Raw genomic sequence first — 13,344 nt, 5'->3', positions numbered from 1 at the left:
CTGAGAATACAGAAAACCCATGTCTTGCCGATTTCGGCGGGACATGGGTTTTTGAGCTTTGGTTTAATTTTTTTCGTATTGAGTTTAGTCAGCTTTCAGCGCTTCAACCTGTTCAATTGGGAGAGAAGTAGCTTTGGCAATATCCTGCACAGTAAGTCCCATGCTTAACAGACGTTTAGCAGTAGCAATGTTGGCATTGATTTCGCCTTTGGCAATGCCGATAGCTTTGCCTTCAGCAATACCTTCACGCCGTTCGTCTAACAAACGAGCTTCCATAAGCATATATTCTCGCCTCACTTTCGTATCGAGTTTCAAATAGCTGATTTCATTATCAATCTGCTTGGTGAAATCAGTAGTTACAATGTGATTGTTTACATAATCATAAAAGCTTTTGAGATCCTTAGAGATTTCGCCATGCGTACCCTTAGTGTTCAAAATCATGGTGGTTGCTTTATCCGGAAGCTCCAGCTCCAAATCCTCCAGGCAGCGCTTTTTAAAAGTATAGACATAATTACCATTTTCAAAGAAATCAAAAATACAGATGAAAATGATAAAGGTCGGCGGCAATAGGTCATAAGGCTGGCCTGCCTGCAGCAAATCAAAATCAAGCAGCGCCTGATAATAGCGCGAGCGTTTGGGCAGAACGAAGGCTTTGGTTTGGGGATTCTTTTTGTTTTTTACCTGCATTTCCAGATTATAGTGTGTGTTTTTATCGTCCGCTACGATGATATCAAGGCGGATGCCGCGACTGGTGTACTCAGGCTCAAGCGTCTTTTCTGCCTCAATGTAGTTAATGTCAGCAATTTCTATCTGCAGCAGTTCCTCCAGCAGATGCTTGCAGATGCGTTTGCGTGACATAACCTTTTTGAAGATGAAGTCGCTTTGAATCGTCATGTTTGCAAATTTTGTTGCCAGGTCTTGCATGGTTTTTCTTCTTTCATTTTAACACAGATGCAATAAAAAATACATAAGCAGCGGAAAAACAAAAAAAGAGCAGTACCCTGACGATAAAAAAATCGTCAGTTTGTACTACTCTTAGAATGTACCAGATAAATGGCCTTGCTTAAGCTTCTGCAGAAAATGCATCTGCAGGATATACTGCTTATTTAATTGTCCGCAGGTAAATGAGCTTGATGCATAGGCTTACTTGCGGTTTTGAAGAACTTAGTTTAAGTTTACTTGAAATACAGGGGAATGTCAAGGGAGAACAAGACTTGTGCCTGCTGAAATTTTCAGCAAGGCAGTTTTTTTATAAACACTATAATCTCAGCTCTATTCTGCTTTAACCTTAAACACAATTGCATACAGCACCGGCAGTACCACCAGCGTCAGCAGCGTTGCACCTGTCAGGCCGCAGGCAATAGCTACAGCCATTGCATTCCAGAACTGGCTGGCGAACATCGGAATCAATCCCAGTACCGTAGTGAAAGCCGCCAGCATAATCGGACGGAAACGCACAATCGCCGATTCCGTAATCGCCTTGGCAGGCTCCATCCCGGCATCAAGATGCTGCTGAATCTGGTCAACCAGCACCATACTGTTACGGATAATTGTACCGGTGAGCGCCAGAATACCCAGCTCCGCCATAAAGCCCAAAGCGGAATTGAACAGCAGCAGGCCGAAGATAACGCCGATTATACCCATCGGCGCCGTCAGCATAATAACCAGCAGCTTGCGGATATCCTGCATCTGCAGCATAATCAGAACGACAATCAGCAGCAGCATCAGCGGTATCGGCTTCATCAGATAATTCAAGGTATCGTTGCTGTCCTCCAGCGAACCGCCGACCTCGATGCTCATGCCGGCAGGCAGCTCCTTGCGCAGAGGCTCCAGCTCCTTATACACCTGCTTGGTAACATCGTTGCCGGTAACGCCGTCAACAATACCGCCGTTGACGGTAATTGTAGGACGCAGGTTGCGGCGCCAGATGATATTGTCCTCGCTGGTGTAATCAAGATGCGCGATTTGAGACAGAGGCACAGCACCCTGGCTCGTAGGAATGGAAATAGTTTCCAGCTGCGAAATATCTGCGCGCTGGTCAGGCTGCAGGCGGAAAACGATACCAATCTGCTGGTCGCCCTCCAGATAGGTTGCTACGGTATAACCGGATACCTGAGCCTGCAGAGCGTTGGCCACAGTCTGACGTGTGAGTCCCATTTGCAGCAGCTTGTCATTGTCGACCTTCAGCTTAACGGCGTTGGTCTGCTCCAGCCAGTCAAGACGTGTCATGTTGACGTAGGGATTAGCGGCCATCACCTTGCGCACCTTCTGCGCATATTCCTTAACCTGCGCATCGCTGTTGCCGCTGACGCGGATCATAACAGGATAGGGAGCAGGCGGACCGAGCGGAATCGAGCGGGAGTAAACTATAGCCTCCGGCAAATGCTCGGCGGCAAGCTCGCTGATGCGCTTCTCCAGTTTTTTGCGGTCTTCCACGCTTTTGGCAACAACTACGAGCTGTGCATAGTTATCACGCGGCTGTACCGGGTCGATTACCAGCACAAAGCGCGGTGCGCTTTCGCCTACGTAGGTGGAAACGTGGTCTAATTCTTTATCGTCTTTAATCAGATTCGTCAGCTTGCGTGCTGCGGCATCTGTAGTTTTAATCGAACTGCCTTCAGGCATATTAAGCTCTACCAAAAGCTCCGGACGTACGGAGGCGGGGAAAAATTCCTGGCTGACGAAGCGCAGCATGAACATGGAAAGTCCCAGCATCGCCAAGGTAATGCCGATAACCGTAATGCGGTGTCCCAAGGCCCAGTGCAGCAGCTTGCGGAAGGCGCGGTAGAAGCAGTTGTCATAAGATTCCTGCTTGATAACTGTAGGACGTATCCATTCATAGCCCAATACCGGTGCCAAGGTTGCGGAAACAAGCCAGGACAGCATCAGGGTTACGGTCATAACCGGGAAAAGGCTGTAGGCAAATTCCGAAGCGCTGGCCTTGGAGAAGGCAATCGGCATGAAGCCGAGGCAGGTAATGGTGGTGCCTGTCAAAAGCGGCCAGGCGCAGGTTTTGAAGGCATAGGAGGCTGCTTCCTTACGAGGCATGCCTTCGGACATTTTTACTTCCATCAGCTCAACGACGACGATGGCGTCATCGACCAGCATACCAAGGGAAACAACCAGTGCACCCAGGGATACCTTATGCAAATCGATGCCCAAAGCGAACATTGCGCAGAAGGAGCCTAACAAAATCAGCGGGATGCAGCAGGAAATTACGTAACCGCTGCGGCGTCCGAGCGTCATCAGGCTGACTACCAGCACGATGATAATTGCCTCGTAAAGGCTTTCGGAGAATTCGCTGATGGATTTTTTTACTACCTCAGGCTGATTGGCAACCTGATTAAGCTCCAATCCGAGCGGCAGCTCCTTTTGGATGCGGGCGATTTCCTTGGCCAGATTTTCACCGAGCTTGATGTTATCGCCGCCGTCCTCCATAGAAAGAGCAATGCCGACTGCGGGCTTGCCGTTATAGTACATCATTGTTTCCGGCGGGTCTGCATAACCGCGGGTGATGGTTGCGATATCGCCCAAGCGGAAGACACGGCCGTTGGCATTGATGGGGATGGCAGCAATATTTTCCACGCTGTCGGGGCTGCCGGTAATGCGCAGGTAGGAGTTGGCTGTGTCGGCCTCAATCATACCGCTGGCATTGATCGAGGTCTGTGCCTTAATGGTGCTGGCAATGCTGTTGATATCCAGTCCCAGCTGTGCCAGCTTGGCAGTTTGCATCTGCACGAAGATTTTCTCCGGCTGTACGCCTACCAGCTCAACCTTTTTGACATCAGGCACGCTGAAGAAGTCGAGCTTAATTTTTTCGGCGTATTTACGCATATCCTCATAGGTGAAGCCGTCACCGGTAATTGCGTAGATATTGCCGTAAACATCATCAAAACGGTCGTTATAAAAGGGGCCTACGGTACCCGAAGGCAAGTCCTTTTTGCCGTCGTTTACGATGTTGCGCAGCTCCAGCCAGCGCTGACGTACCGTGTTGCCGGCAACTTCATCCTTGAGCGCTACCGTAATAACGCAGACGCCAGGACGCGAATAGCTGGTGATTTTCTTAACCTGCGGCAGACTTTGAATCTGCTTTTCCAAAGTATTTGTCAGATGCATTTCTACATCCTTGGCGCTGGCACCGGGCCAGGCTGCGGATACTACCATCTGCTTGACGGCAAAGCTGGGGTCCTCGCTGCGGCCGAGCGATTTAAAGGAAAAGATGCCCATAATCAGCACAAGCACAGCGAAGAAGTAAACTAACTGGCGATGGTTAATAGCCCATTCTGCCCAGTTGGCATGATGCTTTTCGTTGTTTGACATCAGATATCACCGCCTTTGGTCAGACGTACCTGTTGGTTATCGACAAGCTTGCTGAGGCCGGCGGTTATCAGAATATCACCCTTGTTTAAGCCGCCTGCCAAACGTACGTTGTTGCCTACGTAGCCGGCAACCTTAACGTCCTGCAGCACAGCGCGGTTATTGCGCACCAGCCAGACCTGAGTCTTGCCGTTTACCTGATACAGTGCGGTAGCAGGAATAACAATCTCGTCCTCGGACGCCGCAGCGTCCTTAAAGCTGACCTTGGCAGTCATGCCGAGCTTGGCTGCTGCAGGCAGCTGCGGCACAGCAACGCGCACCTTATAGGTACGTGTAATGCTGTCGGCAATAGGCGAAATTTCGCGGACAGTGCCCTTCGCCGTAACATCTGGAAGCGCCCAGAAGCTGATTTCCGCCTGCTGGCCGACGCTCAGCTTGACGTTTTCCGGCACGTTAATCTGGATTTCACGTTCACCGCTGCGCACGATGGTGACCATCGGCGTACCGGCTGCCGTTACCTGGCCTGCTTCACCGGTGATGGCTGCCACAACGCCGTCGGCATCACTCGTCAGCTGCGTGTAGCTCAGCTGGTTGCCGCTGGCGTTGGCGTTGGCCTGTGCCTGACGCAGCGCAGCATTGGCTGCCTCCAGCTGGGTGTTGTACTGGTCGCGCGTTGCTTCGCTCACAGCACCGCCGGCATATAGCTTGTTAAAGCGTGCCGCATTGTCGGCCGCCAGCTTTTGGTTGGCAATGGCAGATGCCAGCTGTGCATTGGCTGCTTCTACGCTTTGGTTTACATCCTTCGGATCAATCGTCATCAGAATCTGGCCGGCGTGTACCCGGTCGCCTACGTTGACAAGACGGGAAGCGATTCTGCCGGCAGTCTGGAAGGCCAGCTGGCTTTCATAACGTCCGCGCACCTCGCCGGGATATACGGTGGAGGAATCGGCAATGCTTTCGCCAATCGTCATAGTCCGGACGATGGGGATGTAGTTTGCCTCCTGTGGCTTATGCATAATACTGCTGTAAAGCTGCCAGCCTGCGGCTGCCAGTACGACAACGGCAGCTCCGGCAACAAGTTTCTTTTTATCAGGAAGTTTGGGAAGTTTTTCCATAATAGACTGCATGATTTAACAGCTCCCTTGCAGAATAATGTTATTGTTGTAAAATTTTTAATCGTTCAATTAAATTATAGGTTCTAATGTAGAGAGCGTCAAGCAACAAAGTTGTAAACAAAAATAAAGCTGCCGGAAAGCAGCTTTATTTGAGGAATATATTTATTTTTTGCTAAGCGATGCAAGGTAGGTGTTGAGCGCCTGCAGCAGGTAATCAAGCTCAGCACCGTTTTTAAAATTACCCAGCTCGCAGATATGGCTGTGCATCAAAAAGAAGAACATGATAATACCTTCCAGAGTGAAGGCAACGTGGGTTGCTTTGATATCCGCAACGATTTCGCCGCAGGCAATCGCTTCCTCAACCAGCTCGGTCATGAACTGATGGATGCGGTACAGCTTGCTGCGCACATAATTTTCAAACATGGGCTGCGGAGTCAGCAGTTCACGGTAAATCAGGTGAATGTTATAGGGGTTCTGCTGTTGCATTTCGGCAATGCCGTCTACATAGGTACGCAGCTTGGTCAGCGGTGAACCTGGCTGCTGACGGATTTTGTCCTGCAGCTTCAGAAATTTTTCGGCCTCGGTATATAAAACCTCCTGATATAAATTCTTTTTGCCGCCGAAATAATAGGAAATCAACGCGCTGTTGACGCCGCTGGCAACAGAAATCTGCTTGATGGACACGGCAGCGAAGCTGTCCATGGCAAACAGCTTGGTTGCGGCCTCAAGAATTTTATCAGCAGAATTGAGATTAGGACTTTCATCTATCATATAACGTAATACCTCGTTGGAATAAATAATGTATGAATATATTATACACGATTTGGGCGCAGATGTAAGCTGATTTTGTTAAAAAAGTGATATTATGAAAATATCTTGTTAAATATGAAAATTTTGTTCGTTAATACGTTGGCTATGTACTGTTTTTCTGCTATAATAAAAAAATAACGGAGGTCAGTATAGAAAAAATGAATACATTGGCTATAGCTTTGATGATTGTCATAGCTCTGCTGCTGGCAGGTGTGATAATATTATTGATACAGGGACGCCCTAAGGCAGACATGACGGCGCAGCGGCTGGAGCTTTTGGAGCGCAGGCTTGCGGAAAGCATGTACGACCTGCGCGGCGAGCAGAGCACACTGGCGCGGGCGGCGCGCTTGGAAAACCAGGCGGCGAGCGACAGGCTGAGCGAACAGATTGACAAGCGCGTGGCGCGTCTGGCGGATATGACGGACCAGAACCTGGAGCGCATCCGCATGACTGTGGACGAGCGCCTTAATCAATCGCTGGAGCAGAAGTTCGCGCAGGTCAACAAATGCCTGGGCGAGGTACACCAGTCACTGGGACAGATGCAGAGCCTTTCCTGCGGGGTGGATGAGCTGCGGCGCGTTCTTTCGAACGTCAAGGTGCGCGGTACCTGGGGCGAAATGCAGCTTGGCAATATCCTCAAGGATATTCTTGACCGTGCAAGATATGTAGAAAATGCAGAGGTGCGTCCGCACAGCGGCCTGCGCGTGGAATATGCTTTGCGCTTGCCGGGGCAGCGGGAGCAGGAGGTGCTGTTGCCGATTGATGCCAAGTTTCCGCTGGAGGATTACCAGCGCCTGCAGCAGGCGCGTGAGGCCGGTGATACGCAGGCGGCGGATGCGGCGGCAAAGCAGCTGGAGCGACGCTTAAAGAGCGAAGCGAAGGATATCTGCGAAAAATATATCTGTCCGCCGTATTCGACGGATTTTGCCGTGATGTATCTGCCGAGCGAGGGCCTGTTTGCGGAGGCTTTGGCCTTGCCGGGACTGGCCGAAGAGCTGCAGCTGAAGTTCAGAGTGTGCGTGGCGGGGCCGACGACGCTGGCAGCGCTGGTGAACAGCCTGCAGCTGGGCTTCCGTACCTTGGCGGTGCAGCAGCGTACTACAGAGGTGTGGCAGCTGCTGAACAAGGTTAAGCAGGAGCTTGCCGGCCTGGAAACAGCCCTTGATAAAACAGCTAAAAAGCTGGAGGAGGGGCAGAACGCTCTGCATACCACCAAGCGCTATACAGCACGTTTGCAGAAGCAGCTGGATGCTGTGCAGATGTTAGATGAGGAAGATAAGCATGACAAAGAATAATGAGCCTCATCACTATAAAAAGCCGCCGCTGTGGGTACAGATATTATTATGGGCCTACGGCTTTATGTGGCTGAATATGATTTTTGTTACGGGCTTAAACAGCCTGTATCTCGGTTATATAGATTATGACAGCGGCAGCATTGCCTTCGCCATGACCTGTGGCTTTTGGCTGATTTTCAAATATTTGCCGCGCTTGCTTTAAGAGGGGGAATTACAATGGAGCAATGGGATATTTATGACCGTGAACGCCGTCTTACCGGACGGACGATGAAGAAAAATGACTGGATACTGCAGGACGGCGAGTATCATCTGACGGTGCTTGGCGTTGTGCGCAACACAGACGGACGCTTTCTGATTACCAGACGCGTGCTGACGAAGGCCTGGGCTGCCGGCTGGTGGGAGGTTCCCGGCGGTGCGGTGCAGGCGGGTGAAAGCTCACGCGAGGCTGTGAACCGTGAGGTGTGGGAGGAAACCGGTCTTGATGTTTCTGCCTGCGCAGGCGGACCGGCGCTGACCTATCACCGTGAGAATCCGGGCGAGGGCGATAATTATTTCGTCGACTGCTATCTTTTTACGCTGCCCTTTGCACCGGAGCAGGTAAAAATCCGCCCTAATGAGGCACTGGAATACAAGCTGGCGACCTTGGAGGAAATTCAGGAGCTGGCGCAACAGGGAATCTTTTTGCATTATGACAGTATTAAGGATGTTTTTGCAAAATAAAGCTGTATGTCGGCGTTTGCTGTTGAAAAAACACAGCCGGCGTGGTAAAATATTATGGTAAATGCTTAAATAAATATGGCAAAGAGAAAGTTTGGAGGAATTTACAATGTCAGGACATTCTAAATGGGCGAACATTAAACATAAAAAAAGCAAGGCTGACGCTCTGCGCGGCAAAATCACTACTAAAATCAGCCGTGAAATCACTATTGCCGTTCGTATGGGCGGTGCAGATCCTACCGGTAACATGAAGCTGAAGCTGGCTCTGTCCAAGGCTAAGGCTAACAATATCCCTAAAGACAACATTCAACGTGCAATCCAAAAGGGTGCAGGTGCTCTGGAAGGCCAAAGCTTCGAAGAGATTACCTATGAAGGCTACGGTCCTGCAGGCGTTGCTATGATGGTCAGCTGCCTGACCGATAACCGTAACCGTACCGCTGCCGATGTACGTCACGTATTCTCTAAGCACGGCGGCAACCTGGGTGCCAGCGGCTGCGTAAGCTACATGTTCAAACAAAAAGGTATCTTCGCAGTTAGCGCCGAAACCGGTGTGAGCGAGGATGATCTGATGATGATCGCTCTGGATGCAGGTGCTGAGGATATCAAGAGCAGCGAAGACGGCTTCGAAATTATCACCGATCCGGCTGCTTATGACGATGTAGAAAAGGCTTTGGCTGATAACAATATTGAAGTTGCAATGTCCGAAATCACCATGGTTCCCGATACTATGGCTGAGCTGTCCGGTGAGGATGCCGAAAAGGTTCAGAAGATGCTGGACGCATTGGATGATTGCGATGATGTACAAGACGTTTACACCAACGCTGACTTGCCGGAAGACGACGAGGAATAATATTATTATTACGAAGTAACTGCAATGTGCGCGAAGCATAGTTGCAGAAAGGAAAGCAGGCAGTTGATGTCTGCTTTCTGTTTTTTGAGAGGTTTTTTATGCTGGTTTTAGGAATTGACCCCGGTACCGCCATCTGCGGTTATGGCTTGGTAGATATGACAGGAAACCGTCTGCGCCCCGTTTTTTACGGCTCGGTGCTGACGGATAAGGATATGCTGCCGGAGCTGAGGCTAAAGAAGATTTACGATGATATTTCGGATATTATCGATCACTTCAAGCCGGATCTGCTGAGCATCGAAAAGCTGTTTTTCAACCGCAACGTGACTACTGCGATTCCTGTAGGACAGGCACGCGGCGTTGTGCTTTTGGCTGCGGCCAACAAGGGACTGCCGGTGATGGAATTTACGCCGATGCAGATTAAGCTGTCGGTAGTAGGCACAGGCAGTGCGACGAAGGAGCAGGTTATCTATATGGTAATGCATCTGCTCAATATCCGCGAAAAAATTAAACCGGATGATACGGCCGATGCGCTGGCAGCGGCAATCTGCGGCATCAATACTGCGTCTACGCGCAGATGGCAGGAGGGCAGATAAATGATAGGTTCATTGAAGGGCACTGTTGACAGCCTGGGCATAGACAACTGCATAATCGAAACGGCAGGCGGCGTAGGCTACCGTGTTTTCATGCCGGCGGCACAGCTTGCTCAGCTGACGCAGGGTGCCTCTGTACGCCTGCACATCCACACCGCAGTACGCGAGGATGCCATTGTTCTTTACGGCTTTTTGAGCCGGGAATATTATGACCTCTTTGAACTGCTGCTGACTATCAGCGGCGTAGGTCCCAAGATGGCTTTGGGTATTTTATCCGCAGTTAAGCCTGATGCCTTTTATCTGGCGGTGCAGAGCCGTGATATCAAGGTGCTCACCAAGCTGCCCGGTATCGGCAAAAAGACGGCGGAGCGATTGCTGCTGGAATTGAAGGACAAGGTCGGACCCGTAGCCGCCGAAAGTGCTGACAGCTTCGGCGAAGCAGTAGCTGCCGGAGGCAGCGGTGCTGTAGCGGAGGCTATCGAAGCACTTGCTTCCCTTGGCTACAGCAACAGCGAGATTATGCCCGTAATCAAGAAAATCGAAGGCGCAGAAACCAAGACGAGCGAGGAAATTCTGAAGCAGGCCTTAAGGCTGATGATGAAGTAATTTCCCGCAGATAAATCGTCTGGCGGTATTTGAGCCTGTAGCAGTAGGCTGCAAAAGGCTTGCTAGGAGGAACTTATGGAATTTGATGATAGAATTATTGCCGGGGCGGAACAGGAAGCAGATGGCTGGCAGTACAGCCTGCGTCCGCGTCTGTTAAATGAATATATAGGTCAGACGCAGGTCAAGGATAATCTGTCTATTTTCATTAAGGCTGCCGCTGCCCGCCACGAAGCGCTGGACCATGTGCTGCTGTTCGGGCCTCCGGGCCTGGGCAAAACTACGCTGGCCAACATTATTGCCAATGAGCTTAATGTCAACATCCGCGTTACCAGCGGACCGGCGATTGAACGTCAGGGAGATTTGGCAGCAATCTTAACCAACCTTGGCGACAATGATGTACTTTTTATTGACGAAATCCACCGCTTGTCCAAGACCGTAGAGGAAATCCTGTATTCCGCTATGGAGGATTTTGCGTTAGATATTATTATCGGCAAAGGTCCTGCGGCACGCAGTGTGCGTCTGGACCTGCCGCATTTTACGCTTATCGGCGCTACCACGCGTCTGGGAGCGATAGCAGCGCCTTTGCGGGACCGCTTCGGCGTACAGTGCTGCCTGGAATTTTACAAGCCGGAGGAGCTGCAGTTTATTATTACGCGTGCAGCGGAAATCCTGAATGTAAAAATCGACAAGGAAGGCGCCATGGAAATTGCCCGCCGCAGCAGAGGCACGCCGCGTATCGCGAACCGTCTGCTGAAGCGTGTGCGCGATTTCGCTCAGGTGCTGGGCGTGGAGGTTATCGACCGTCAGCTGGCAGACGAAGCGCTGGCTAAGCTGGAGGTTGACCGCTACGGCTTCGACCGCAACGACCGCAAAATTTTGACGACCATCGTCAAAACCTTCGGCGGCGGTCCTGTCGGCATCGAAACAATTGCTGCAGCCGTAAGCGAGGAGTCCTCAACCATTGAGGATGTAATCGAGCCGTATCTGATGCAGCAGGGAATGCTGAACCGCACCTCGCGCGGACGTATGGCAACACGCGAAACCTATAGATATCTGGGAATACCGTTTCCCGAAAATCAGTAAAGCAGCTTAGCTGTTCAGGAGGAAAAATGAAATTATTATTACACGCCTGCTGCGGTCCCTGTGCCTGCTACCCTACGGAGCAGCTGACGGCGGCGGGAACAGATTTTGATATTTTGTTTTTTAATCCTAACATTCATCCGTACAAGGAGTTCAAGCACAGGCTGAGCACCCTGCGGGAGTTTTGTGAGAAGAAGCGCTACAATCTTATTATCGACAAAAGCTATCCGATAGAGGAATGCATCCGCGGTATGCTGTCAGAGCCTACCGTGCGCTGTGCCTTCTGCTACCGTATGCGCCTGCGCTACGCAGCGCAGTTTGCCAAAGAAAACGGCTACGATGCCTTTTCGACTACGTTGCTCGTCAGCCCCTATCAGCGCCATGAGCTGATAAAAAAGGAGGCGGAGGCGGCAGCGGCGGAGTTCGGTATTCCGTTCTATTACGAGGATTTCCGCGTCGGCTACCAGCGCGGCGTGGATATCAGCCTGGAGCTGGGGCTGTATCGCCAGCAGTACTGCGGCTGTGTCTTCAGCGAGCGTGACCGCTACGAAATCCGCAAAAAGCCCAAGGCGGAAGCAACGCAGGATAAGTTTGTGGTTGTAAGCAAAAATATTAAAATGGTGACCAGATAAAGGCTGCAAGCTATCGAGGAAAAGTATATGCTTAGAAAATTACTGATACTGTCTGTACTGTTATTTACTTTTATATTTGCCTCTGCTGCGGTAGCCGCCGAGCAAATCCGCATAGGAATTGTGGTGGGGCAGGCAACGGCAGAGCTGAGCTGTGAGGATGAATTCACAGTGCGTGATTCATCGGGCAAAACTACTACGATGCCCAAGGGAAAATATTTCATCCATGCGCAGCAGGGAAAGCTTTTCTTTGATGATAACAATGAATTTGGTAATGAAGCGTTTGTTGCTACGGCGGCAGGCAAAAGCTCACCGCAAATCAATAAACGCAGTTATAAAGGGGATTTTCAGCTGCAGGCCGAGCAGGGTAATAAGCTACTGGTAGTCAACAGACTGCCGCTGGAGGATTATCTGGCGAGCGTGCTGCCTGCCAAAACGATGTCCGTATGGCCTGATGAGGTTATCAAGGCACAGGCGGTTGCTGCCCGCAGCTATGCTATGTATAAAATGCAGCACAGCGACAAGGCTTATGCTTTGCTTGCAACCGACAGGGAGCTGCCTTACGGAGGTACCGGCAAGCGCATTGAAAAGTATGCTGTGACGAAGCTGATTCAGGCGACGAAAGGACAGTATCTTGCTGATGCTTACGGTCGGGCGATTGAAGCTGTCACTACTTCAAGCAGCGGCGGCAGAACCGAAAGCGCGCTGAATCTGCGCGGTACTGCCGTAAGCTATCTGCAGTCGGTAGAGGATTACGACAGCGACAGCCCGGAATATACCTGGGAAAGCCGCATTACTCCGGTGCTTTTGGAAAGTCTGGCAGCACAGCGCGGTTATACCACCGGCAAGCTGACGAGCATACGTCTGTCCCCGCTTGATGATGCAGGTGTTGACAGAACGCCCACGGGACGGGTAAAATATATTATCCTTTCGGGTGAGGCCGGTGCTGCCAAAATCAGCGGCAGTGAGCTGCAGGACCTGTTAGGCTTGAACAGTACCTTATTTGATATCGAAACCGGTACGCCGGTACCGGAAACGCTCAAGGTGCCTATCGAAGATCATTACGGTATGGAAATAGGCAGCAAGGATATAGGCATCAAGGTCAATGAGTCGAAAAAGCCCGTCTGGAAAAATTTAGTACGCAGCTACCATTTGTTGGGCGGCGGCAAGGAAGAAAAAATTATTTTCCACGGCAAGGGGAAAGGCTCCGGCCTCGGTTTGAGTGCCTGGGGGGCGCGCGGTATGGCTAACGCCGATGCCAAGGCTACCTATAAAACGATTCTGGCACATTATTATCCCGGAACTCAGCTTGTCCGTTAGCAGGAAGCTATGTGT

At 50.8% G+C, this 13,344-nt stretch carries 13 protein-coding genes; 9 read left to right on the top strand and 4 right to left on the bottom strand.

The genetic code is table 11. The features are described 5' to 3' along the window. Positions 1-84 precede the first annotated feature (84 nt). From M5E81_RS07265 to M5E81_RS07250, 4 genes are all read right to left on the bottom strand, one after another. Positions 85-924, bottom strand: coding sequence for an Rpn family recombination-promoting nuclease/putative transposase (locus tag M5E81_RS07265; RefSeq protein WP_249747160.1), 840 nt, complete (start codon positions 922-924; stop codon positions 85-87). Positions 925-1,272: 348 nt separating this feature from the next. Beyond that, positions 1,273-4,320, bottom strand: a complete 3,048-nt coding sequence (locus M5E81_RS07260) for an efflux RND transporter permease subunit (protein WP_249747159.1) — start codon at positions 4,318-4,320, stop codon at positions 1,273-1,275. Further along, on the bottom strand, positions 4,320-5,444 hold the full coding sequence (locus tag M5E81_RS07255; protein WP_249747158.1) for an efflux RND transporter periplasmic adaptor subunit: 1,125 nt from the start codon (positions 5,442-5,444) through the stop codon (positions 4,320-4,322). The genes M5E81_RS07260 and M5E81_RS07255 overlap by 1 nt, the downstream gene beginning before the upstream one ends. Positions 5,445-5,594: 150 nt before the next feature. Beyond that, a complete protein-coding gene (locus M5E81_RS07250; protein WP_249747157.1) occupies positions 5,595-6,203 on the bottom strand; it encodes a TetR/AcrR family transcriptional regulator in 609 nt (202 codons plus the stop codon). A 197-nt stretch (positions 6,204-6,400) separates the two neighbouring features. Here M5E81_RS07250 and M5E81_RS07245 point away from each other — a divergent pair, with 197 nt between their 5' ends. The 9 genes from M5E81_RS07245 (at position 6,401) to M5E81_RS07205 (ending at position 13,329) form a co-directional block, all read left to right on the top strand. Next, positions 6,401-7,537, top strand: coding sequence for a DNA recombination protein RmuC (locus M5E81_RS07245; RefSeq protein ID WP_249747156.1), 1,137 nt, complete (start codon positions 6,401-6,403; stop codon positions 7,535-7,537). Next, positions 7,524-7,739, top strand: coding sequence for a hypothetical protein (locus M5E81_RS07240; protein WP_009146251.1), 216 nt, complete (start codon positions 7,524-7,526; stop codon positions 7,737-7,739). Before M5E81_RS07245 ends, M5E81_RS07240 begins: the two co-directional genes overlap by 14 nt. Before the next feature lie 14 nt (positions 7,740-7,753). Continuing rightward, positions 7,754-8,257: an NUDIX hydrolase gene (locus tag M5E81_RS07235; protein WP_009146252.1), complete on the top strand. Its 504-nt coding sequence runs from the start codon at positions 7,754-7,756 to the stop codon at positions 8,255-8,257. A 106-nt stretch (positions 8,258-8,363) separates the two neighbouring features. Beyond that, positions 8,364-9,104 (top strand): YebC/PmpR family DNA-binding transcriptional regulator, encoded by a 741-nt coding sequence (locus M5E81_RS07230; protein ID WP_249747155.1) that lies wholly within the window; start codon positions 8,364-8,366, stop codon positions 9,102-9,104. 98 nt (positions 9,105-9,202) lie between these two features. Continuing rightward, entirely contained in the window at positions 9,203-9,697 is a 495-nt protein-coding gene (gene ruvC, locus M5E81_RS07225) for a crossover junction endodeoxyribonuclease RuvC (RefSeq protein WP_021720245.1), read from the top strand. Then, entirely contained in the window at positions 9,698-10,300 is a 603-nt protein-coding gene (gene ruvA / locus M5E81_RS07220; protein ID WP_009146255.1) for a Holliday junction branch migration protein RuvA, read from the top strand. A 75-nt stretch (positions 10,301-10,375) separates the two neighbouring features. Beyond that, complete coding sequence (gene ruvB, locus M5E81_RS07215) at positions 10,376-11,383, top strand: Holliday junction branch migration DNA helicase RuvB (RefSeq protein WP_009146256.1); 1,008 nt, start codon at positions 10,376-10,378, stop codon at positions 11,381-11,383. A gap of 26 nt (positions 11,384-11,409) precedes the next feature. Continuing rightward, complete coding sequence (locus tag M5E81_RS07210) at positions 11,410-12,012, top strand: epoxyqueuosine reductase QueH (protein ID WP_009146257.1); 603 nt, start codon at positions 11,410-11,412, stop codon at positions 12,010-12,012. 27 nt (positions 12,013-12,039) lie between these two features. After that, positions 12,040-13,329, top strand: coding sequence for a SpoIID/LytB domain-containing protein (locus M5E81_RS07205; protein ID WP_249747154.1), 1,290 nt, complete (start codon positions 12,040-12,042; stop codon positions 13,327-13,329). Positions 13,330-13,344: the final 15 nt, after the last annotated feature.

This window comes from Phascolarctobacterium succinatutens (genome assembly GCF_023497905.1).
Classification (GTDB): domain Bacteria; phylum Bacillota; class Negativicutes; order Acidaminococcales; family Acidaminococcaceae; genus Phascolarctobacterium_A; species Phascolarctobacterium_A succinatutens.
This window is presented reverse-complemented; position numbering and strand designations above follow the sequence as displayed.